Source organism: Stenotrophomonas sp. 57 (assembly GCF_030291075.1).
In the GTDB taxonomy this organism is placed as follows: domain Bacteria; phylum Pseudomonadota; class Gammaproteobacteria; order Xanthomonadales; family Xanthomonadaceae; genus Stenotrophomonas.
In genome coordinates this window covers 514,252-535,453 of the sequence record NZ_CP127407.1, presented here as the reverse complement: position 1 = coordinate 535,453, position 21,202 = coordinate 514,252, and the positions used below count along the sequence as shown (strand labels likewise).

Sequence of the window (21,202 nt, the reverse complement as noted above, 5' to 3'; positions counted from 1 at the left end):
CATTCCCACCCCACACCGCCCCACGGAGTCCTGCCATGAAGATCGCCCTCGTTGGTTCCACCGGCAACATCGGCCGCCAGATCGCCCGCCACGCGCTGGCCAACGGCCACGAACTCACCGTCATCGTGCGCACCGCGCAGGACCTTCCGGCCGAACTGGCCGGTGCCCATCCGGTGATCGCCTCGCTGGATGACCAGGATGCGCTGGTCGCTGCCATCGCCGGCCACGACGTACTGGCCAGTGCCTACGGCCCGCGCCCGGGCGATGACATCGGCCGCGTCGGCGAGGTAGCCGCGCAGTTGGCCGCCGCCGCGCGCAAGGCCGGTGTACCGCGCCTGGTGGTGGTGGGTGGCGCTGGCAGCCTGGAAGTCGCGCCGGGCGTGCAGCTGGTCGATACCCCCACCTTCCCGGAGGCCTACAAGCCGTACGCGCTGGCCCATCGTGAAGCCTTCAATCGCCTGCAGGCGGTGGACGACCTGGACTGGACGTTCTTCTCGCCGGCCGCCGAAATCGGCCCGGGCGAAGAGCGCGGCCAGTACCGCGTGCAGCCCAAGGCCTTCCTGGCCGACGCCAGCGGCCACAGCCGCATCAGCTACGCCGACTACGGCGCGGCGTTCGTCGCCGAGCTGGAAGCGCACCAGTACCCGAAACAGATCATCACGGCAGCCTATTGATCATGGCGTGCGCCGGGGCTGGCCCGGCGCTACCTACCTGTAGAGCCGTAGGCAACGGCAGGAGCCGTTGCCAACGTCGCTTGCGACGGCCCGTACGGGGCCGGGCAAGGACGCCCGGCATAGCCCACGCTCGGCTCCCCATCCGACACAAGGAATTCCCCATGCGCACCGCTGCCCTGCTGCTTCCCCTCGCGCTGGCCGCCAGTTTCACCAGTGCTCCGCTGATGGCCGCGTCGGCCACCCCGGCGCCGGCCACGGCAACGAAATCCCAGCTGCACCTGCAGACCTTCCATCCCGGCCCGCAGGCCATGTTCTCGGTGTCCTCGGTACTGATCGAAGGCCGCCACGACGCGATCCTGGTCGATGCGCAGTTCGGCGCCAGCGACGCGCGCAAGCTGGTCGAGCTGATCCGCGCCAGCGGCAAGCAGCTGACCACGATCTACATCAGCCACGGCGATCCGGACTACTACTTCGGCCTGGCCACCCTGCAGGATGCGTTCCCGAAGGCGCGCATCGTCGCCACCGCGCAGACCGTCGCCCACATCCAGCAGACCCAGGCCGGCAAGCTGGCCTACTGGGGCCCGAAGATGGGTGCGGACGTGCCGGCGCGCATCGTGGTGCCGCGGGTGCTGGACGGTGATGCCCTGATGCTGGAAGGCCAGCGCCTGCCGCTGATCGGGCTGGATGGCCCGACCCCGGACCGCACGGTGTTGTGGGTGCCGTCGCTGCGCGCGATCGTCGGCGGTATTCCGGTGGTGGCCGGCGAGCACGTGTGGATGGCCGATACGCAGACGCCGAAGTCACATGCCGACTGGCTGCAGACCCTGCAGCGGTTGCAGGCGCTGAAGCCGAAGGTGGTGGTGCCGGGGCACTACGCACCGGGTGCGGCGCTGGATGCGAGTGCGCTGGCGTTCACGGCGGACTACATCCGCGCGTTCGATGGCGAAGCGGCGAAGGCCAAGGACAGTGCGGCGCTGGTGAAGGCGATGCAGGCGCGTTACCCGAAGCTGGATGGCGTGGCATCGCTGGAGCTGAGTGCGAAGGTGGCCAAGGGCGAGATGCAGTGGCCGTGAGGTAGGGGGTTTTCTTTTGCAGGGCTGCGCCCTGCACCTGCTCAATGCAACGGCAACAGCCGAAGCAGCAGCAACGGCTGGCTATCCCTGGGATGGCGGGGTGGGTCCGGTTGCGGGGGACGCCGTGAATCCGTCCATGGAGGCTCGGTCGCGCCATCCATGGCGCTCACGCCCCCGCAACCGGACCCACCCCGCCTTCGACAGTTCTGTGCGATCTGCCTGGGTGGCATGGCCTGCTTTTGGTGGGTGTCGACCCTGGTCGACACATGGGTCAGCTTCGCGGGAAGTCGTTCGTTTCGTGCTCGAACAACTCCCCCTGCACCACCGGCTCTTTCTCACGGAACCCACCCAGCCCGACACCCACCAGGCGATAGCGCGTCTCCGCCGGCAGGTCGACGCGGGCGCGCAGGGCCAGCGCGATGTCGCGCAGTTCCTCCATCGATTCCGGTGGGCGTTCCGGGGTGAAGCTGCGGGTGAGGATGCGGAACTGCGCGGTCTTCAGCTTCAGCACCACGGTGTGGCCGACGCGCTCGGTCTTGCGCGTTGCATTCCAGGTCTTCTCCGCCAGCTGCACGATCGCTTCGCCCAGGTCTTCCAGCAGCAGGTCCTCGGCGAAGGTGTCCTCCGAGGAGATCGACTGCACTTGCTGGTCCGGTTCCACCGGCCGCTCGTCGATGCCACGTGCACGGTTGTACAGGCTGCGGCCGAAACTGCCGAACGCCTCTTCCAGATCGATCAAGGCCCACTGCCGCAGGTCGCCGCAGGTGACGATACCGCGTGCGGCCAGCTTGCCTTCCATCACCTTGCCGACGCCGGGCACCCGGTTCACCGGCAACGGCAGCAGGAACGCGTCCACCCGCTGCGGCGGAATCACGAACTGGCCATCCGGCTTGCGCCAGTCCGAGGCGATCTTGGCCAGGAACTTGTTTGGCGCGATGCCAGCTGAAGCAGTCAGGTTCGTTTCCTCGCGGATCTGCGCGCGGATGGTGCGGGCGATGTCGGTGGCCAGTTCGATGCCGCTCTTCGGCTCGGTCACATCGAGGTAGGCCTCGTCCAGCGACAACGGTTCGACCAGGTCGGTATGGCGCAGGAAGATCGCGCGCACCTGCTGTGACACCGCCTTGTAACGTGCGAAGTCCGGCGGCACGAAGATCGCATCCGGGCACAGGCGCTCGGCACGCACGGCGGGCATCGCCGAACGCACGCCGAACACGCGTGCCTCGTACGAGGCCGCGCACACCACCGAACGCGCGCCGCGCCATGCCACGACCACCGGCTTGCTGCGCAGTGACGGATCGTCGCGCTGCTCCACCGACGCGTAGAACGCGTCCATGTCAACGTGGATGATCTTGCGCAGTCGGGTCATGTCAGGCGGAAAGGGCGGGGGCGTGCCGGACGGGCCACACGCCGAAGTATGGTCGTTGCACATCAACAGGATGCGCGTATTCCATTGAAAACACTACGGTTGCGTACGGTTGAAATGTTTGATCGGCGCAGTTTCCACGGGCATCCTCGAGCGCTTGTTTCCCTGTTTCCCCGCTTCCAGGATTGTGCTTCATGACCCGTCTCCACGCGTTCAACCGCGAACAGCTGCTGGCCAGCGCACGCGGTGAACTGTTCGGCGCCGCCGCCGGCCGTCTGCCCAACGATCCGATGCTGATGTTCGACCGCATCACCGACATCCGCGAGGACGGCGGACCGCATGGCAAAGGCATGGTACGCGCCGAACTGGATATCCGCCCGGACCTGTGGTTCTTCGGCTGCCACTTCATCGGCGACCCCGTGATGCCCGGCTGCCTGGGCCTGGATGCCATGTGGCAGCTGACCGGCTTCTTCCTGACCTGGCTGGGCGCCCCCGGCAAGGGCCGCGCGCTGGGCTGTGGCGAAGTGAAGTTCACCGGCCAGGTGCTGCCGGACGCCAAGCTGGTGCGCTACGAGATCGACATCAGCCGCGTCATCAACCGCAAGCTGGTGATGGCCCAGTCCGATGCCCGCATGTACGTGGATGACCGCGAAATCTACAGCGCGCGCGACCTGCGCGTCGGCCTGTTCACTGAAACCGGGAGCTTCTGATGCGTCGCGTCGTCATCACCGGCATGGGCATCACGTCCTGCCTCGGCAATGATCTGGATACCGTTTCGGCTGCGCTGCGCGAAGGGCGCTCGGGCATCACCGCCCTGGCCGACCACGCCGAAGCGGGCCTGCGCAGCCAGGTCGGCGGCCGCGTCGACCTCGACCTGGACGCGCTGATCGACCGCAAGCAAAAGCGCTTCATGAGCGATGCGGCGGCCTTCGCCTATCTGGCCATGCGCGATGCCATCGCCGATGCCGGGCTCAGCGCCGAGCAGGTCAGCAGTCTGCGTACCGGCCTGATCGCAGGCTCCGGTGGCGGCTCCAGCGAATGGCAGATCGGCGCGGTCGACCTGCTGCGCGAACGTGGCGTGCGCAAGGTCGGCCCGTACATGGTGCCGCGCACGATGTGCTCGACCGTGTCGGCCTGCCTGGCCACGGCCTACCAGATCAAGGGCGTCAGCTACTCGCTGTCGGCCGCCTGCGCCACCTCGGCGCACTGCATCGGCGCTGCCGCGGACATGATCCGCCATGGCGCGCAGGACATCATGTTCGCCGGTGGCGGCGAAGATCTGCACTGGTCGATGAGCGTGATGTTCGACGCGATGGGCGCGCTGTCGACCAGCTTCAACGAGACCCCGGCCAGCGCCTCGCGTCCGTACGACAAGGACCGCGACGGCTTCGTCATCGCCGGCGGCGGCGGCATGCTGGTGCTGGAGGACTACGACCACGCCGTTGCACGCGGCGCGCACATCCACGCCGAACTGATCGGCTATGGCGTCACCTCCGACGGCGCCGACATGGTCGCCCCGTCCGGCGAAGGTGCGGTGCGCTGCATGAAGATGGCGCTGCAGGGCGTCGATCGTCCGCTGGACTACCTCAACACCCACGGCACCTCCACGCCGCTGGGCGACGTCACCGAGCTCAATGCGATCCGCGAAGTGTTCGGCGATGCGGTACCGCCGCTGTCGTCGACCAAGGCGCTGTCGGGCCATTCGCTGGGTGCGGCCAGCGTGCACGAGGCGATCTACTGCCTGCTGATGATGCGCGACGGCTTCGTCGCCGGTTCGGCCAACATCGGCGAGCTGGACCCGAAGGTGGAGAGCTTCCCGATCCTGCGCGAAAGCCGCGAGCAGCAGCTGGATACGGTGATGTCCAACAGCTTCGGCTTCGGTGGCACCAACGCCGCGCTGGTGTTCGGGCGGGTGTGATGGGGAAGGCGTGCCGACCAACGGTCGGCACCTACCGGTTACCTCGGCAACAACGGCAGCAGCAGCGCGTGCGCGTCCACCAGCGATCCAACGATGCGGTGGCCCAGGGCACGCAACTCTTCATCCGGATGCACCAGGTCCGGCACCTGGATCACGGTCATGCCGGCGGCCAGCGCCGCGCGCGTACCGGCCGGTGAATCTTCCAGCGCCAGGCACCGCTCCGGCGCCTGCCCCAGCCGCTGCGCGGCCAGCAGGTAGATGTCCGGCGCCGGCTTCGGCCGTGCCACGTCGCCACTGGTGATCACCGCATCGAAGTACGGCAGCAGGCCAGCAGCGGCCAGCTTGCGGTTGGCCCGTGGCTGCCGCGTGGTGGTCGCCACCGCGCGCGGAACCGCATGTGCCTTCAGCAGTTCCAGCAGCTCCAGGATGCCCGGCCGCAACGGCAGGCCGGTCTGCGTGCGTGCTTCGTACAGCTCATGGCAACGTGCTGCCACGGCGTCGATCACGCTGTCCTCGATGCCCTGCGCACGCAGCAGCGCGTGCGTATCGCGGTCGCCGAGGCCGATCATGCGCAGGAACACCGCCTCGTCCAGGCCCAGCCCGAATTCGTCGGCAGCCTCGCTCCAACAAGCCAGCGAGACGCGCTCGCTGTCGATCATCAGGCCGTCCATGTCGAAGATGACGGCGTCGGGCAGGAAGGGCAGCGCAGCGATGGTGGTCATGGAGCGAACAGCGTATCCAGGTCGCTTGAGGTGAGCTGCCGCCATTGCCCCTCGTCCAGTCCCTGCAGGTCCAGCCCGCCAACGCGGCTGCGGTGCAGGGCCTGCACATGGTTGCCAGTGGCGGCGAACATGCGGCGCACCTGATGGTAGCGACCTTCGTGCAGCACCAGGCGCGCGCGCCGCGCATCCAGCACTTCCAGTTCAGCCGGCAGCAGGGGCGTCTTCTCGGATTCAAGCATCAGCGTGCCGCTGGCGAACAGCGCCACTTCGTCGCCGCGCAGGTCGTCGCTCAGCTCAACGTCGTAGACCTTGGGCAACTTCGACTTCGGCGAGATGATCCGGTGCAGCAGGCCGCCATCGTCGGTCAGCAGCAGCAGGCCACTGGTCTCGCGGTCGAGGCGTCCAACCGTGGACAGCACCGGATCGCGGTCGCGGAAGCGCGGCGGCAACAGGTCGTAGATCAGGCGGCCGGTGTCCTTGGTCGAGCAGGTGTAGCCGGCCGGCTTGTGCAGCGCGATCGACAACCCGGCCGGTGGGTCCAGCGGCTCGCCGTCAACGCGGATGGCGTCGTGCGCCACCTGGTCATCCGCGTACAGCACTTCGCCGTCGGCGTCGGTGACACGGCCTTCGCGGAACATCCACTGCACCTGCTTGCGGCTGCCATAGCCGAGGTTGGCGATGTGCTTGACCAGTTTCATCGGCCCTTGCCCTTCACTGCTTCCACCAGTTTGAAGCCATCACGCTCGGCGATCACGCGCACCGCGCCAAAGCTCTCGTTGAGCGTGTACTCGTACGGCAGGTGGCGGTTGGCCACCACGTACAGGCGCCCGCCCGGACGCAGTGCCTGCGCGGCCACGGCGATGAAGCGCTGGCCGATGTCAGGGCGGTCGGCGCGCGACGGCGTGTGGAACGGCGGATTGCTGATGATCACGTCGTAGCCCGGCTCGATGCCGGCGGTGACGTCCTGCCACAGGAAGCGCAGCGGCAGCGGGCGCGGCGGCGGCGCCAGGTTCAGCTCGGCCAGCGCGAGCGCGCGCTGCTCGGCCTCGTACAGGTCGAGCGCGGTGATCTTCGGGCAGCGCTCCAGCAGCTCGCGCGACAGGTAGCCGTAGCCGGCACCGAGATCGGCGGCGCGCCCGGCCAGATCGGGCGGCAGGTGTTCGGCCAGCAGTGCCGACGCCGGATCGATGCGGTCCCAGGCGAACACGCCCGGACGGCTGAGGAAGCGGCCACCGACGATCGGGCGCACCGCATCCAGTGCCGACCAGCGCTTGGCCAGCTCGGCATCGTGCTGGCCCTGCAGCGGTGCGGTCCAGTACACGCGGCAGTGGTTCTTGGTCAGGCTCCCGCCAAGGCCGGCCAGCTGCTTGAGATCGCCCTCGCCCGAGCGCGCACCTTCGTTGTTGGACTGGCAGGCGACGATGCGGCCGCCATCGGCGACCAGCGCCAGCGCGCGGGCGAAAAGCGCACGCGCCTCTTCACGCTGGCGCGGCGGCAGCACCAGCACCAGCGGGTAGCGGCCCTTGCCGGCGGCATCGTCCAGCTGGCCACGGACGGTCCAGCCGGCGGCCTGCTGCAACGGCTGCGCGAACGGGGCAAAACTCTGCTCGCAATGCACTTCGCGAGTGCCAGCGGCCTCGCGCAACGGCCAACCATCGCGGGCACGCAGGAAGGCCACCGGACCCTCCGGCCAGCGCAGGGCGCCTTGGGAGAACGGCAGGAACAGGGTCTGCAGGGGGGCGTCGTCGCTGGAGGCCATCGGCGCGGGTACTTCAAGCGTGAGGGCCGTCCATTGTACCGGCTTGGCCGCGCCGGCCCCGGCTGGCCGCTTTGCGAAACCCGAACGGGGCCTTGATCCGCCAGCAACATTGGAACGTTCAGGGTAGAGGCTCCCCCCCGGAAACCCAGGAGAACCTGCATGCGAGCCTTGTTCGTCGGTGGCGTGGTCGACAACAGTGAAATGGACCTGGAAGGCAGCCATCCGCCCGTGCACTACCCCGAGGACACCGGCGGCGGCCACTCGCGCTACCGGCTGCACCAGGTCGGCCATGGCGCCGATGGCAGCGTGGCCTATGCGGTGTACGGCGCACCGGACCTGGCCGATGACGAGGTGGCGCGGGTCGCCGAAGAACGCGCCTATGCGCGCCGGTTCGAGGCGACGCCGACGTTGTTCGAGCATTGAGGCACCGGTAGCGCGCCCGAGCCCACGCTCGGGCGAGGGCGCAGCCGAGCGTGGGCTCGGCTCTGCAACCGATCAGGGCGCCCTGGGTGGCAGGCGGTTGATGCTGGCGATCTCGTCCAGCCACACGTGGTGCTGCTGCACCGGCGTGTCGTAGTCGTCCAGCCGCAGCTGGCCGTTGCTGCCTTCATCGCCGGCGCCGTTGCGGTACTGCTGCACGGTGGGCTTCACCGCCACCGTGCCGAGCAGGCGCCGGCCATCATGCAGGGTCAGTTCCACCTGCGTTTCGCCTTCCAGCTGCGGCAGCAGGGCTTCCAGGCGCGCGATCTGCGCCGGGTCGGTATGGATACGGGGAGCGGTACGGGACATCGGCGACCTCCTGCGTGCAGGGTCGCCGATCGGCCGTGAATGCTCAGTGCAGTGCGCTGTCCGCGCGCGGCACCTGCACCTTGCGCACGGCAGCTACCAGCTGCGCAACCGAGTACGGCTTGGCGACGTGCTCCTGGAAGCCCGAGGCCAGCGCCCGGCGACGATCATCGGCACGCGCCAGTGCGGTCACCGCCACCGCGGGCAGTGTTGCCGCATCCACGCCCATGTCTTCGCGCAGCGTGCGCACCAGCCCGTAACCGTCCATGCCCGGCATGCCGATATCGGTCAGCATCACGTGGTACTGCAGGTGCCCGGTATCGGCCAGCAGCGCCAGTGCCTCGCCGGCCGAACTGGCCGCCGATACGCTGGCGCCCTGCTCTTCCAGCATGCGCCGCAGGTACTCCAGCACTTCCGGCTGGTCTTCCACCGCCAGCACGTGCACGCCCCGCAGCGGATACGGCTCGACGATCACCGGCTCCAGGATCGGCCCGCTGATCACTTCGCGCAGCGGCCGGCGCTCGGCATCCGGCAGGTGCTGCGGCAGGCGCACGGTGAAGGTGGCACCGTGGCCATGCCCTTCGCTGGCGGCCGTGACCGTGCCGCCATGCAGTTCAACCAGCTGCTGCACGATGGCCAACCCCAGGCCGAGGCCGCCATGGCGCCGCGTGGTGGTGCCATCGGCCTGGCGGAAACGGCTGAACAGGTGGTTGAGGAACTCCGGTGCGATGCCGTCGCCGGTATCGCGCACGGTGATCATCCAGTGGCTGTCGTCGGCCTGCAGCTGTACGTCGATGCGGCCTTCGGCCGGGGTGAACTTGATTGCATTCGACAGCAGGTTCCAGAACACCTGCTGCAGGCGGGTGGCATCGCCGAGCACGAGGCTGGGCTGCTCGGGCAGCTGCAGGTGCACGTCCAGCGCCTTGCCCTCGGCCACCGGTTCCTGCGCGCCGATGGCCTCGCCAAGCAGCGTGCGCAGGTCCAGCACTTCCACTTCCAGCTGCACCTTGCCCAGCAGCATGCTGCTGAGATCAAGCATGTCCGAGATCAGCCGCTTCTGTGCGCCGGCGCTGTTGGCGATCACGTTCAGGCCCTTGAACAGCGGGCTGGTGTTGTCCACGCGCTGCAGCAGAAGTTCGCTCCAACCAAGGATGGTGGTCAGCGGCGTGCGCAGCTCGTGCGACAGGGTGGCGAGGAACTCGTCCTTCAACCGCGCCATGTTCTCGGCGGCACTGCGCGCGGCGCGCTCGGACTGCAGCAGTTCCTCGCGTGCCAGTTCGATCTCGCGGCGTTCGGTCACGTCCGGGCTGCTGCCGGCCAGGCCTATGAAGCGGCCCATGCGCGAGAAGCGCGGGCGCGCGTTCATTTCCAGCCAGCGCCATTGGCCATCGGCACGGCGCGCACGCACCAGCGCATGCATCGATCGCTGTGCCTTCAGCGCTTCCTGCAGTTCGTACTCGAACACCGACGCATCATCCGGATGCACCAGCCCGCGCCAGACGTCTTCCGGCACGCGCGTTTCATCGCCACCGAAGAACTCGCTGAAGGCGCTGTTGACGAAACGGGCGTGGCCGCGCTCGTCGAGCACCCATACCGGCATCGGCAGGCCATCGGCCAGCGCGCTGAAGCGGGCTTCGCTTTCGCCCAGCTCCACCTCCATCTGCTTGCGTGCGGTGATGTCGAAGAACAGGATGCCGACCTTGTCCTCTCCCGGTCGTCCCACGCGCACCGCGTCGACCGCGAAGGAGCGGCCCAGCGCCCGTGCCTCCATCTCGAACTGTGCCGGCCGGCCGCTGCGCGCGACCTCGCCGTAGATGCGGAACCAGTCCTGCTCGTGGTTCGGCTCCAGCGCTGTCATGCGCTGGCCAAGGGCATCCTTCAGGCCCGTATGGCGCTCGAACGCGTCGTTGACCTCGATGAAGCGGTAGTCGATCGCGCGGTCACCCTCGAACAGCACCTGGATCACGCAGAAACCGGCGTTGATGCGCTCAAGCACGCCATGATGCAGGTCGGGTTCGGGCGCCGGCACCATCATCGGTGGGCGCTCCACTAGGGGCGGCAGTGTGGACAAGGGCGTCTGGACGGGCCGTATTGGAGGCACAGCATCTTCCAAAGGACGTATTCACAGCGTCAAGCGCCGTCAGTCATGGTTGACGACGATGAATTGGCGGCAACCGCTCTTGTGCGTGACGCATTCGGCCATTGCCGTTGCCCGGGAGCAGGCTCACACTCGATGTGTGATCAACATCGTCCCCCTCAGGGGATGCAGGAGACCGTCATGAACCGCTCACTTGCTTCCGCCCTGCTGCTGGCCGGCGCCCTCGTGGCAGGCGGCGCCCAGGCTGCGCCCCGCGCGGTGACCGATCCAGCAGCCCCCCGCGCACTGCAGGCCGATGGCCCGGTGAGCGTGAAGTGGGACGATCCGGCCAGGTTCACCGAGATCCGCCAGAGCAGCAACCGCTTCGAGGCCGAACGCGGCGACTGGGTACAGCAGCTGGCGCGCTATGTGCAGACCACCGCCGCCAAGCCGCTGCAACCGGGCCAGACCCTGGATGTGACGCTGGTCGACATCAAGCGCGCCGGTGACTACGAGCCGTGGCACGGCCCGCGCGGGCGCGATATCCGGATCATGCGCGACATCTACCCGCCGCGGATCACCCTGCAGTACACGTTGAAGGACGCCAGCGGCCGCATCGTCAGCGAAGGTGACGCGCGCTTGAGCGATACCGGCTACCTGCACAACCTGGGCCTGAAGAGCGACAGCGACCCGCTGCGCTACGAGAAGCGCCTGATCGATGACTGGGTGAAGCGCCAGCTGGCCAGCCAGGCCACCGCCGCGCGGTAAGGCCGGGCAACGCGCCCCGCCGGCAGGTGTCGACCTTGGTCGACACACGTCAGACGACCGGCGCCGGCCAAGGTCGGCCGCTACCGAAGCCGAGCCTGGGCTCGGCGCTACACGTATACCTTGGCCACGCGCTTGACCGCGCACGGCAGCTGGTAGGCACTCACGCCACAGCGCGGGGCCAGTTCGGACAGCGTCGGCGCAGTGCCCCATAGCTCCACCACGCTGCCGACGCCGGCCTGCGGATGCGTGGTCAGGTCCACGGTCAGCATGTCCATCGACACGCGACCGATCAGCACACCGGGCTGGCCGTCGATCAGCACCGGGGTGCCGTTCGGCGCAAACTGCGGATAGCCATCGGCATAACCCAGCGCCACCACGCCAACACGCGTGCGTGCCTTCGACACGAAACGGGCGCCATACCCCACCGGCTCGCCGGCGTCGATCCAGCGCTCGGCAATCACCTTGGACTGCATCGTCATCACCGGGCGCAGCCGCGCGGTGACCTCCGTAGCATCCGGCAGCGGGTTCGCCCCGTACAGCATCAGGCCCGGGCGCACCCAATCGCTGCGCACGTCCGGCCAGCCCAGCAGCGCGGGTGAATTGCACACGCTGGTCTCGCCCTGCAGGCCGTCGGTGGCACGGGCGAAGGTCGCGGCCTGTTCGTGGGTGCGTTCGCTGTCCAGCTCGTCGGCACGTGCCAGGTGGGTCATCAGCACGATGCGCTCGACCTGCGGCAACGCCGACAGGCGCGCATGCGCGGCACGGAAGCTGTCCACGTCCAGGCCGAGCCGATGCATGCCGCTGTCCAGCTTCAGCCACACCGTCAGCGGACGCGGGCTGTCGAAGGCGGCCACGGCGTCCAGCTGCCACGGCGAACCAACGGCGAACCAGAAATCATGCTCGGCCACCAGCGCCATGTCGCTGGGTTCGAAGATGCCTTCCAGCAGCAGGATCGGCGCACGGATGCCGGCCTGGCGCAGTTCCAGCGCTTCTTCAATGGTGGCCACGCCGAAGCCATCGGCGTCGTCTTCCAGCGCCTGGGCACAGCGCACCGCGCCATGGCCATAGGCATCGGCCTTGATGATCGCCAGGGCCTTGCCACCGCCCAGTTCACGGGCGAGCCGGTAGTTGCTGCGCAGGGCGCCCAGATCGATCAGCGCGCGGGCAGGACGCATGTGCGGTTCTCGTGTTGCGGCGCGTGACCGTACTGGCCGTAGCGGAAAATATCCAGACCTTCCGTGCTGATCTGCGGCTGGCGCGCGCTCATCAGGTCGGCCAGGTAGCGACCCGAACCGCAGGCCATGGTCCAGCCCAGCGTGCCGTGACCGGTATTGAGGTACAGGTTGCGGAACGGCGTGGCACCGATCACCGGCGTGCCGTCCGGCGTGGCCGGGCGCAGGCCGGTCCAGAACTGCGCCTTGGCCACATCGCCGCCCTTCGGGTACAGGTCGCGCACGACCAGTTCCAGGGTCTCACGGCGGCGCTGCGACAGCGACAGGTCGAAACCGGCCACTTCGGCCATGCCGCCCACACGGATACGGTTGTCGAAGCGGGTGACGGCCACCTTGTAGCTCTCGTCCAGGATGGTCGAGGTCGGCGCCATCGCCGGGTCGGTGATCGGCAGGGTCAGCGAGTAGCCCTTCAGTGGGTACACCGGCAGGCGCATGCCCAGCGGCGCGACCATGGCCGGCGAATAGCTGCCCAGCGCCACCACCACCCGGTCAGCGGTTTCCACCCGGTTGCCGACGCGCACGCCGGTCACCCGGTCGCCATCGAACTCCAGGCCGGTGATGTCCTGGTCGTAGCGGAATTCCACGCCGGCGTCGGCGGCCAGCTGGGCCAGGCGGCGGGTGAACAGCTGGCAGTCACCGGTCTGGTCGCGCGGCAGGCGCAGTGCGCCCACCAGGCCATCCACATGGGCCAGCGCGGGCTCGGCCTGGATGATGCCGGCGCGGTCCAGTACTTCGTACGGCACGCCGTACTGGGCCAGGATCTCGATGTCCTGCGCCGAAGCGTCCAGCTGCTGCTGAGTGCGGAACAGCTGGGTGGTGCCCAGGTCGCGGCCTTCGAATTCGATGCCGATCTGCGCGCGCAGTTCGTTCAGGCAGTCGCGGCTGTATTCGGACATGCGCACCATGCGCGCCTTGTTGATCGCATAGCGCTCATGCGTGCAGTTGCGCAACATCTGCCACAGCCAGCGGTACTGGGCCAGGTCCATGCCCGGCTTGATCGCCAGCGGCGCGTGCTTCTCGAACAGCCAGCCGATCGCTTTCTTCGGCACGCCCGGGGCCGCCCACGGCGAGGTGTAGCCGAACGACAGCTGGCCGGCATTGGCGAAGCTGGTCTCCAGCGCCGGGCCGGGTTGGCGGTCGATGACCGTGACTTCAAACCCGGCCTGTCGCAGGTACCAGGCACTGGTGGTGCCGATCACGCCGCTGCCGAGAACTAGGACTCGCATGGGACTTCTCCAACCCGATCATTCCCTGCACTGGAGCGCGCCGGGACCATAATTGGGGAAGTATAGACAGCCGATACCAGTTGATTTGCCTGATTTGAAATCAACCGGCAGGATGTTCTCCTGCAATTCATTCCCCAAGGTTGACGGCGATGGCCACCCGTACCCGCGAACTGGACAAGATCGACCGCAAGATCCTGCGCATCCTGCAGGCCGAGGGCCGTATTTCCTTCACCGAGCTGGGTGAGCGGGTCGGCCTGTCGACCACCCCATGCACCGAGCGCGTGCGCCGGCTGGAACGCGAAGGGGTAATCACCGGCTATCACGCCCACCTGGACCCTGCGGCGGTGAAAGCCAGCCTACTGGTGTTCGTGGAGATCAGCCTGGCCTACAAGTCCGGCGACATCTTCGAAGAGTTCCGTCGCGCCGCGCTGAAGCTTCCCAACGTGCTGGAGTGCCACCTGGTGTCAGGCGACTTCGATTACCTGCTGAAGGCACGGATCAGCGAGATGGCCTCCTACCGCAAGCTGCTCGGCAGCACGCTGCTGACGCTGCCGCACGTACGTGAGTCGAAGAGCTACATCGTGATGGAAGAGGTGAAGGAGACGCTGAGCCTGCCCATTCCGGATTGAGCCGGCTTGCGGGGGGGGGGGGTCAGAGCCCGCTGTGCGGGATCCGACCCCGGTCAGGGTGCTGCACGGGGTCAGATCCCGTAGCGAGAGCTCTGACCCCAGATCCGTCAGCGCTGCTGCGGGTGCTTCTGCGAACGCTGTTCCTGCTGCTTGCCGCTCTTGTGCGGCTGCTGCTGATCCATCTGCTGCTGTTGCTGCTGCGGGTTGCGGCCCTGCGGTTCCTTGCCGGGATGACGGTTCTGCTGGTTTTTCATGATCGCGATCCAATGGACAAAGGAGAAGCGGCGGCGGAATGCCGGCGCACGGCCAAAGTGGTCCCGGATCGGTTAATCGCAGGCGAAAAAGCAGTGAGCGCCGGGATGCTGTTTTCCACAGTTCAGCTACACCGCCCGGCGCTACCGGACCTGCTGCCCGTCGCCCTGCGGCACGCTGTCGTAGTAACGGCCGGTGCGCGAATCGAACACACGGTTGGGGCCGGCCGGGCGCACCCCGGGAAGGATGCGCCCGTTGCGGTCGTAGACCTTGTCGGCCGGCTTCGGCACCGCCATCGGCGCAACCTGGGCCGGGCCGGTGGACTTGATCGGCTGCGCCGGCTGCGGCGAGGGCAGCACCTGCGGCTGCGGGCGGGCGGCCTGTGGCGGCGGTGGCACCGGTGCGGGCGCCACGGTGGTGCTGCTGCGGGTGGCGGTCGGGTCGGCAGTCGGCACCTGGGCCAGCGCCAGCGCGGGCAGCAGGGCGCTCAACAGCAAGGGAAGGGTTGGTTTCATGGCACGCTCCAGCGTGGATCGGCTTCACCATGCGCCTGCCCCCGTGTGCCGGCCATGAACGGCCATCACCAACGGCCATCACACTTGCAAGGTGCCGCCGCCACCCCCACGTCTGCTCGCATCCCCAGGCCATCGACCCCACGGAGCGCCGCCATGACTGCCTTCGACCTGACGCCCCCCACTGCCACCCAGACCGAGGCGCTGGTCGCCGGCCTCAGCAGCGAAGAGCGCCGCGTGCTGCTGCAGCACGGCACCGAGGCACCATTCTGTGGCGTGTTCCTCGACAACAAGCGTGAGGGCGTCTACTGCTGCCGGCTGTGCGCGTTGCCGCTGTTCCGCTCCAGCACCAAATTCGATTCCGGCACCGGCTGGCCCAGCTTCTTTGCCCCGTTCGACCCGGCGCATGTGCGCGAGATCCGCGATACCAGCCACGGCATGGTCCGCACCGAGATCACCTGCGCGCGCTGCGGCAGCCATCTGGGCCACGTGTTCCCGGACGGCCCGCCGCCTACCTACGAGCGCCACTGCCTGAACTCGGTCTCACTTTCGTTCATCGGCAACGGCGAACCGTGGCCTGACCCGTTGCAGCGTGGCGGCGCCGAAAGCGGCGTGGCGGGCTGAAATGCCCCGCTGACCGATTTCACAGAATTCCCTCTTCAGAAAACCAGGTGATGGGCCGACAAGGAGATATCCCCGCTCCTTGCGTCGCGCCATGCTCATCATCGTTGGATTCCTGGTCGTCATCATCAGCGTGCTGGGCGGCTACCTCGGCGCACATGGCCGGTTGGGAGCGCTGTGGCAGCCCTACGAACTGGTCATCATCGGCGGTGCCGCGCTGGGTGCGTTCCTGGTCGGCACCCCGGCCAAGACGGTCAAGCAGACCCTGCAGGCGATGGTGGGCGTGTTCAAGGGCCCGCGCTACAAGCAGCAGGACTACATCGATGTGCTCAGCCTGCTTTACGAACTGCTCAACAAGGCGCGGCGCGAAGGCTTCATGGCGCTGGAAGACCATGTCGAGCGCCCGGCCGAGAGCGCGCTGTTCGGCAACTACCCCAAGGTGCAGGCCGATCACCACCTGATCGACTTCATCACCGACTGCCTGCGCCTGATGATCGGCAGCAACATCGAGCCGCACGAGCTGGAGCCGCTGCTGGAACTGGAGCTGGAAAAGCACCACGCCGAAGCCATGGCGCCGTCGCAGGTGCTGACCAAGGTCGCCGACGGATTGCCCGGTTTCGGCATCGTGGCGGCGGTGCTGGGCATCGTCATCACCATGGGCTCGATCGGCGGCGACATCGTCGAGGTCGGTGGCCACGTCGCCGGTGCGCTGGTCGGCACCTTCCTCGGCATCCTGCTGGGCTACGGCTTCGTCGGCCCGATGGCGGCGGCGATGGAAGCCCGCGCCGAACAGGACAGCCGCATCTACGAGTCGGTGAAGACCGCCCTGCTGGCCTGCCTGCGCGGCTACAACCCGAAGATCGCGCTGGAGTTCGCCCGCAAGACGCTGCCGTCGAACGTGCGCCCGGCCTTCTCCGATTTCGAGCAGCACCTGAAGACGGTCAAGTAAGCCATGGCCGAGACCAAGCCCACCGTCATCGTCCGCCGGGTCAAGAAGGCCGGCCACGCCGCCCACCACGGCGGCTCGTGGAAGGTCGCCTATGCCGACTTCGTGACCGCGATGATGGCGTTCTTCCTGGTGCTGTGGCTGATGGCCACCACCAACAAGAACGACCGCGCCGCCATTTCCGAGTACTTCCGCAATCCCAGCCCGTTGAGCGGGCAGAGCGCCACGCCGGCACCCGGGATGGCCGGCCCCGGCGGTGCCAGTACCTCGATGATCAAGCTGGGCGGTGCCACCGACATCTCGCGCGGCAACAGCAACGACCCCTTCCAGAACCAGAAGGAAGCGGTGCCGCAGCCGGTGGACCAGCAGCAGCGCGACAAGCAGCAGCTGGAGCAGCTGATGAAGGAGCTGCAGGAAGCGATCAGCAAGAGCCAGGCGCTGGAGCCGTTCAAGGACCAGCTGCTGCTGGACCTGACCCCGGAAGGCCTGCGCATCCAGATCGTGGACAAGCAGAACCGGCCGATGTTCGACCTCGGCAGCGCCACGCTGAAGCCGTACACCCAGCAGATCCTGCACGAACTGGCCAATTACCTGAACCATGTGCCGAACCGGATCAGCCTGACCGGCCACACCGATATCACCGCGTATTCGGCCGCACACGGCTACGGCAACTGGGAGCTGAGCGCTGACCGTGCCAACGCCGCGCGGCGCGCGCTGATCGACGGCGGCCTGGACGACGGCAAGATCACCCGCGTGGTGGGCCTGTCCTCGTCGGTGCTGTTCGACAAGGCCGACCCGCAGAACCCGATCAACCGCCGCATCAGCATCGTGGTGATGACCCAGGCCGCCGAAGCGGCCGCCCTGGCCGGCGCCGGCCCGCAGGTGGGGCTGTCGGCGCCCACCGCCGATCCGGACGTACAGGCCGCGCAGGGTGAGGCAAAGTAGACCGTGCGTGCGGACCAGGGTCCGCACCCACCAGGGGCATCACCCGGCGCACCCGCTACAATGGCCGTCTTTCCGTTTCCAGGTGACCCGACCTCATGTCCCAGAACTCCAAGGCCAAGCGCGACAAGCGCAAGAAGCAGCAGGGCAAGCGCCCGTTCCTCCGTCTGAACGCCCAGCAGCAGGTGCAGAACCATGCCGTGCTGACCAGCGAAGACGGCCAGGTGGTCGCGGCCATCGGCCTGCAGGGCCGTGAGTGGCTGCTGGCCATCGGCGGCCAGACCATGGGCAACGCCGAGAACCCCGTGCCGATGCTGGCCATGCTCAAGCACCTGGCCAACGTGCAGGAGAAGGAAGGCCGCAAGGTCAACCTGGAATACTCCGAGCTTCTGCAGAAGCTGCTGGACACCCTGGCCGAAGAGTCCGGCCAGACCGCTGACGAGTACCTGGACAAGCTGGTCGCCGAGTTCGAAGGCGTCGAAGCCGCCGACGGCGAGGACGACGCAGCCGCCGAGGGCGACGTGGCCGAAGCCGCTGCTGCCGACGCCGAGGCCGCCCCGGCCGCCGACAGCGACAGCAAGCCGCAGGCCTGAACCGGCCGCGGCGGTGACGGTCTACGTCGATGACGCGGTGCATGCCTGGCGCGGACAGCGCTGGGCGCACCTGATGGCCGACACCCTGCCCGAGCTGCACGCCATGGCGGCGCAGCTCGGCATTCCACTGCGGGCCTTCCAGAACAAGGCCAGCGGTGCGCACTACGATGTCACTGCCGAGCTGCGCGCACAGGCGATCGCGCTCGGTGCACGGGCTATTTCCCGGCACGCCGACCGCGACCTGGTCAAAGCGGTGATCGCCAACGCCCGGGCGCAGTACCGGCCGTAGGCGGCGCCAAGTGACGGCTGGGTCGAGTCGACTGGGTAGAGTCGACTGTTAGTCGACTATCGCGCGCAGCGCGGGGTTTTCGCGGCCGGATGGAAGAGCAGTCGACTAACAGTCGACTCTACCCCGTCGGGTGGTCCCGTCGGGTCGTCCCGTCGGGCCGCCCCCAGCAGATCGTCCCCGGCGGATCACCCCATCCCTCAGAACGGGTCGCTGCCCAGCCGGATTTCCACGTTCAACAGCGAGCACAGCGCCAGCATCGCGTCGTCGTCGCGGGTCAATGCCATCACGCCGCTGAAGCCGTCGCTGCCGGCATCCACGCTCCACAGCGTGTAGTTGTGCTCGCGCAGGCGGTCGAAGGCGGTGGACATCAGCTGCACGCCGTCCAGGTCTTCGGCGAAGTCCTCGTCGTCCAGGTCACCACCCCAGTCCAGCTGCAGGTTGAAGCGCGCCGACAGCTCGTTCACCGCCGACTGCAGCGATTCCAGGTCATCACGCTCCACCTCGAAACCGGACTGCCAGGCAATGGCCGTGAACAGGGCCGGCAGCCAGTCGCTGTCCGCTTCCAGCGGCTGCCCGTCCTCGGACAGGTGCTCGCGCCAGCGGTTGAACTGCTGCAGGGCCAGCTCTTCGTCGCCCGGGTTGATCAGCACCAGCAGGTTCCAGACCCGCGCCTCGAAGCCATCTTCGTCGAAGTCGTGGATGTCTTCCTCGAAGTCGAAATAGTCGCTGTTGTCAGGCATGGCGGAACTTCCTCTGGGGCAGGCCGGCATTCTACGGTTTATCCTGTGCCGCTGAAGCCGGCCTTGGTGGCCGTCACTGTGAATGAAGCGATGAGCGATACCCCTCCCGACCACCTGGCGATCAACCCGGCCAGCCCCTTCCATGATGCGCAGGCGCTGGAGCGCGGCGTCGGCGTGCGTTTCAACGACGTCGAGCGCGACAACGTCGAGGAATACTCGGTCAGCGAAGGCTGGATCCGCGTGCAGGCCGGCAAGGCCCGCGACCGCCGCGGCAACCCGATGACCATCAAGGTCAAGGGCAAGGTCGAGGCGTATTTCCTGGAAACGAAGCCGGAATAAGCGCGGCTCCCGCATGATCCTGGGGGCAGACCCCTTTCCTGCGGAAAGGGATCTGACCCCGATCGACGCCGCCCGACCGCAGCATCACTCGCGCTTGCGCGATTCCAGCAGGTCCAGGTTGCGGATCAGGCGCCGCGAGATCTCATCGGAGATCACCCCGCGCCGGGTCAACCGGAACAGTTCCTCGCGTTCGGCATTGAGGCCGGCGCTGCGCAGCTGGCGGTAGCCCATTTCCATGCGCCGTACCTTCTCCGGGTCCACGTCGGGCCCATCACTGTCGCGCTCCAGGTGGCGCTGGTACAGCAGGCTCACCCGTGACGCAGCGTCGTTGTACAGCTGCACGTTCTCGGTGTTCTGGTTCATCACCAGCTGCTGGCGCATGCGCTCGACCCCGGCCAGCGCGGCCTTCGACGACAGCCGGCGTGCCAGGTCCTCTTCCTTGCGTTCACCCGAATCGGCCGGCAGCTGCAGGCCCTTCAGCAGCTGCGGCAGCGCGATGCTGGCCCCCAGCAGCGAGAACAGGATCACCGACGCGGCCAGGAAGATCACCAGATCACGCGCCGGGAACGCACTGCCATCGGGCAGGAACAGCGGCAGGGTCAACACACCGGCCAGGGTGATCGCACCGCGTACCCCGGCCACCGAGGTCGCCACCACGATGCGCCAGTTCGGCGCCTCGCCGCGCTCCAGGCCACGGCGCCGCGCGCGCAGCAGGTTCCAGCGCAGCGACAGCCACACCCACAGCAGGCGCAGCGTGATCAGCGCCAGGTTGATCACCACCACGTACACCAGCAGCCACCACGCACTCTGGTGGCCGCTCTCGTTCATGGTGGTGGTGGCGCGTTCGACGATGCCCGGCAGCTGCTCGCCCAGCAGCACGAACATGATGCCGTTGAAGCTGAACTGCAGCATGTTCCAGACCCCGGCGCGCTGCACGCGCATGCTGCCGGAGACGCGGCCGGTCAGCTCCACGTAGCTCATCGCGATGCCGGCGGCGACCGCGGCGAGAATGCCCGAGGCATGGATCTCTTCGGCCAGCAGGTAGGCCGCGAACGGAATGAGCAGGTTGACCAGCATCGCCGCGCCGGGCTCTTCACCGAAGCGGCGCCACAGCCAGCGCTGGAACGTGGACACACCCAAAGTGACCGCCACGCCCACCGCCAGACCGGCCACCGCCACCCACACGAAGGTCAGCGATGCCGTGGCCAGCGAGAAGGTGCCGGTCATCACCGCCGCCACTGCGAAGCGGAAGCAGACCAGGCCCGATGCATCGTTGAGCAGCGACTCGCCTTCCAGGATGTGCATCAGGCGCTTGGGGATCGGCGCCTTGGAGGCGATCGCACCGACTGCCACCGGATCGGTGGGCGACACGATCGCCGCCAGTGCGAAGCACACCGCCAGCGGCATCACCGGAATCAGCCAGTGGATCAGGAAGCCGGCGCCGATGACGGTGAACACCACCAGGCCGAACGCCAGCTCGAGGATCGCGCCCTTGTCGCGGAACAGGCCCTGCTTGGGAATGCGCCAGCCATCAAGGAACAGCAGCGGCGGCAGGAACAGCAGGAAGAACACTTCCGGCTCGAGCGCGTGGCCGCGGTTGAACACCCCGGCGATCACCGCGCCCAGTCCGATCTGCACCAGCGGCAGCGGCAACGAGAAGGGGAGGACGCGAACCAGGTAGCCGCTGGCGACAACGGCTACCAGCATCGCCAGGACGACTTCGATGGTATGCATGCTTCTT

The 21,202-nt window shown here is 67.7% G+C and carries 25 protein-coding genes; 13 read left to right on the top strand and 12 right to left on the bottom strand.

What is annotated here, in order from left to right; translation table 11 throughout:
• The first annotated feature begins 35 nt into the window (after nucleotides 1–35).
• Together QP512_RS02405 and QP512_RS02400 are read left to right on the top strand one after the other, a co-directional pair.
• Nucleotides 36–674, top strand: a complete 639-nt coding sequence (locus QP512_RS02405; RefSeq protein ID WP_286070833.1) for an NAD(P)H-binding protein — start codon at nucleotides 36–38, stop codon at nucleotides 672–674.
• Between the two features lie 161 nt (nucleotides 675–835).
• Nucleotides 836–1,747: an MBL fold metallo-hydrolase gene (locus QP512_RS02400; protein ID WP_286070832.1), complete on the top strand. Its 912-nt coding sequence runs from the start codon at nucleotides 836–838 to the stop codon at nucleotides 1,745–1,747.
• 271 nt (nucleotides 1,748–2,018) lie between these two features.
• On the opposite strand, the gene dinB is transcribed toward QP512_RS02400, so the two are convergent.
• A complete protein-coding gene (gene dinB, locus QP512_RS02395; RefSeq protein WP_286070831.1) occupies nucleotides 2,019–3,113 on the bottom strand; it encodes a DNA polymerase IV in 1,095 nt (364 codons plus the stop codon).
• A 191-nt stretch (nucleotides 3,114–3,304) separates the two neighbouring features.
• Between dinB and fabA the strand changes: the two genes are divergently transcribed.
• Nucleotides 3,305–3,820: a 3-hydroxyacyl-[acyl-carrier-protein] dehydratase FabA gene (fabA, locus tag QP512_RS02390; RefSeq protein WP_010484110.1), complete on the top strand. Its 516-nt coding sequence runs from the start codon at nucleotides 3,305–3,307 to the stop codon at nucleotides 3,818–3,820.
• Nucleotides 3,820–5,028, top strand: a complete 1,209-nt coding sequence (fabB, locus tag QP512_RS02385; protein WP_286070830.1) for a beta-ketoacyl-ACP synthase I — start codon at nucleotides 3,820–3,822, stop codon at nucleotides 5,026–5,028. Before fabA ends, fabB begins: the two co-directional genes overlap by 1 nt.
• Before the next feature lie 38 nt (nucleotides 5,029–5,066).
• Here fabB and QP512_RS02380 read toward each other — a convergent pair whose 3' ends face one another.
• The 3 genes from QP512_RS02380 to QP512_RS02370 are packed head-to-tail and all read right to left on the bottom strand — an operon-like array spanning nucleotide 5,067 to nucleotide 7,509.
• Nucleotides 5,067–5,750 carry an HAD family phosphatase gene (locus QP512_RS02380; RefSeq protein ID WP_286070829.1) on the bottom strand — a complete coding sequence of 228 codons (684 nt, stop codon included), beginning with the start codon at nucleotides 5,748–5,750 and terminating at the stop codon, nucleotides 5,067–5,069.
• Complete coding sequence (locus QP512_RS02375) at nucleotides 5,747–6,448, bottom strand: pseudouridine synthase (protein WP_286070828.1); 702 nt, start codon at nucleotides 6,446–6,448, stop codon at nucleotides 5,747–5,749. Before QP512_RS02375 ends, QP512_RS02380 begins: the two co-directional genes overlap by 4 nt.
• A complete protein-coding gene (locus tag QP512_RS02370; RefSeq protein WP_286070827.1) occupies nucleotides 6,445–7,509 on the bottom strand; it encodes a class I SAM-dependent methyltransferase in 1,065 nt (354 codons plus the stop codon). The genes QP512_RS02375 and QP512_RS02370 overlap by 4 nt, the downstream gene beginning before the upstream one ends.
• 159 nt (nucleotides 7,510–7,668) lie before the next feature.
• Between QP512_RS02370 and QP512_RS02365 the strand changes: the two genes are divergently transcribed.
• Nucleotides 7,669–7,932 (top strand): hypothetical protein, encoded by a 264-nt coding sequence (locus QP512_RS02365; protein WP_005407925.1) that lies wholly within the window; start codon nucleotides 7,669–7,671, stop codon nucleotides 7,930–7,932.
• A gap of 72 nt (nucleotides 7,933–8,004) precedes the next feature.
• On the opposite strand, the gene QP512_RS02360 is transcribed toward QP512_RS02365, so the two are convergent.
• Together QP512_RS02360 and QP512_RS02355 are read right to left on the bottom strand one after the other, a co-directional pair.
• Nucleotides 8,005–8,298 carry a DUF3247 family protein gene (locus QP512_RS02360; protein ID WP_286070826.1) on the bottom strand — a complete coding sequence of 98 codons (294 nt, stop codon included), beginning with the start codon at nucleotides 8,296–8,298 and terminating at the stop codon, nucleotides 8,005–8,007.
• A 43-nt stretch (nucleotides 8,299–8,341) separates the two neighbouring features.
• A complete protein-coding gene (locus QP512_RS02355) occupies nucleotides 8,342–10,330 on the bottom strand; it encodes an ATP-binding protein (RefSeq protein ID WP_286070825.1) in 1,989 nt (662 codons plus the stop codon).
• 243 nt (nucleotides 10,331–10,573) lie between these two features.
• Between QP512_RS02355 and QP512_RS02350 the strand changes: the two genes are divergently transcribed.
• Nucleotides 10,574–11,140: a DUF3016 domain-containing protein gene (locus QP512_RS02350; protein ID WP_286070824.1), complete on the top strand. Its 567-nt coding sequence runs from the start codon at nucleotides 10,574–10,576 to the stop codon at nucleotides 11,138–11,140.
• 107 nt (nucleotides 11,141–11,247) lie between these two features.
• On the opposite strand, the gene alr is transcribed toward QP512_RS02350, so the two are convergent.
• Together alr and QP512_RS02340 are read right to left on the bottom strand one after the other, a co-directional pair.
• Nucleotides 11,248–12,315 (bottom strand): alanine racemase, encoded by a 1,068-nt coding sequence (alr, locus tag QP512_RS02345; protein ID WP_286070823.1) that lies wholly within the window; start codon nucleotides 12,313–12,315, stop codon nucleotides 11,248–11,250.
• Entirely contained in the window at nucleotides 12,294–13,598 is a 1,305-nt protein-coding gene (locus tag QP512_RS02340; RefSeq protein ID WP_286070822.1) for a D-amino acid dehydrogenase, read from the bottom strand. The genes alr and QP512_RS02340 overlap by 22 nt, the downstream gene beginning before the upstream one ends.
• 149 nt (nucleotides 13,599–13,747) lie before the next feature.
• Here QP512_RS02340 and QP512_RS02335 point away from each other — a divergent pair, with 149 nt between their 5' ends.
• Nucleotides 13,748–14,227, top strand: coding sequence for a winged helix-turn-helix transcriptional regulator (locus QP512_RS02335; RefSeq protein WP_005407919.1), 480 nt, complete (start codon nucleotides 13,748–13,750; stop codon nucleotides 14,225–14,227).
• Between the two features lie 107 nt (nucleotides 14,228–14,334).
• On the opposite strand, the gene QP512_RS02330 is transcribed toward QP512_RS02335, so the two are convergent.
• Both QP512_RS02330 and QP512_RS02325 read right to left on the bottom strand, forming a co-directional pair.
• The gene (locus tag QP512_RS02330) at nucleotides 14,335–14,481 is read right to left on the bottom strand and encodes a lana protein (protein WP_286070821.1); all 147 of its coding nucleotides are present in this window, start codon (nucleotides 14,479–14,481) and stop codon (nucleotides 14,335–14,337) included.
• 141 nt (nucleotides 14,482–14,622) lie between these two features.
• Nucleotides 14,623–14,994 carry a classical arabinogalactan protein 4 gene (locus tag QP512_RS02325; RefSeq protein WP_286070820.1) on the bottom strand — a complete coding sequence of 124 codons (372 nt, stop codon included), beginning with the start codon at nucleotides 14,992–14,994 and terminating at the stop codon, nucleotides 14,623–14,625.
• A gap of 153 nt (nucleotides 14,995–15,147) precedes the next feature.
• On the opposite strand from QP512_RS02325, the gene msrB reads away from it, so the two are divergent.
• The 5 genes from msrB to QP512_RS02300 all read left to right on the top strand — a co-directional run bounded on the left by msrB (nucleotide 15,148) and on the right by QP512_RS02300 (nucleotide 18,382).
• Nucleotides 15,148–15,615: a peptide-methionine (R)-S-oxide reductase MsrB gene (gene msrB, locus QP512_RS02320; RefSeq protein ID WP_286070819.1), complete on the top strand. Its 468-nt coding sequence runs from the start codon at nucleotides 15,148–15,150 to the stop codon at nucleotides 15,613–15,615.
• Nucleotides 15,616–15,706: 91 nt separating this feature from the next.
• Nucleotides 15,707–16,561, top strand: a complete 855-nt coding sequence (motA, locus tag QP512_RS02315) for a flagellar motor stator protein MotA (RefSeq protein ID WP_008264562.1) — start codon at nucleotides 15,707–15,709, stop codon at nucleotides 16,559–16,561.
• Nucleotides 16,562–16,564: 3 nt separating this feature from the next.
• Nucleotides 16,565–17,503, top strand: coding sequence for a flagellar motor protein MotB (gene motB, locus QP512_RS02310; RefSeq protein WP_286070818.1), 939 nt, complete (start codon nucleotides 16,565–16,567; stop codon nucleotides 17,501–17,503).
• Between the two features lie 95 nt (nucleotides 17,504–17,598).
• Nucleotides 17,599–18,093: a hypothetical protein gene (locus QP512_RS02305; RefSeq protein WP_286070817.1), complete on the top strand. Its 495-nt coding sequence runs from the start codon at nucleotides 17,599–17,601 to the stop codon at nucleotides 18,091–18,093.
• Nucleotides 18,094–18,106: 13 nt separating this feature from the next.
• Nucleotides 18,107–18,382 (top strand): DUF4031 domain-containing protein, encoded by a 276-nt coding sequence (locus QP512_RS02300; protein WP_286070816.1) that lies wholly within the window; start codon nucleotides 18,107–18,109, stop codon nucleotides 18,380–18,382.
• A 197-nt stretch (nucleotides 18,383–18,579) separates the two neighbouring features.
• On the opposite strand, the gene QP512_RS02295 is transcribed toward QP512_RS02300, so the two are convergent.
• Nucleotides 18,580–19,122 (bottom strand): hypothetical protein, encoded by a 543-nt coding sequence (locus QP512_RS02295; RefSeq protein ID WP_286070815.1) that lies wholly within the window; start codon nucleotides 19,120–19,122, stop codon nucleotides 18,580–18,582.
• A gap of 90 nt (nucleotides 19,123–19,212) precedes the next feature.
• On the opposite strand from QP512_RS02295, the gene QP512_RS02290 reads away from it, so the two are divergent.
• Complete coding sequence (locus QP512_RS02290; RefSeq protein ID WP_012509930.1) at nucleotides 19,213–19,461, top strand: DUF3297 family protein; 249 nt, start codon at nucleotides 19,213–19,215, stop codon at nucleotides 19,459–19,461.
• Nucleotides 19,462–19,545: 84 nt separating this feature from the next.
• Here QP512_RS02290 and QP512_RS02285 read toward each other — a convergent pair whose 3' ends face one another.
• On the bottom strand, nucleotides 19,546–21,195 hold the full coding sequence (locus QP512_RS02285; protein ID WP_049432345.1) for a Na+/H+ antiporter: 1,650 nt from the start codon (nucleotides 21,193–21,195) through the stop codon (nucleotides 19,546–19,548).
• Nucleotides 21,196–21,202 lie beyond the last annotated feature (7 nt).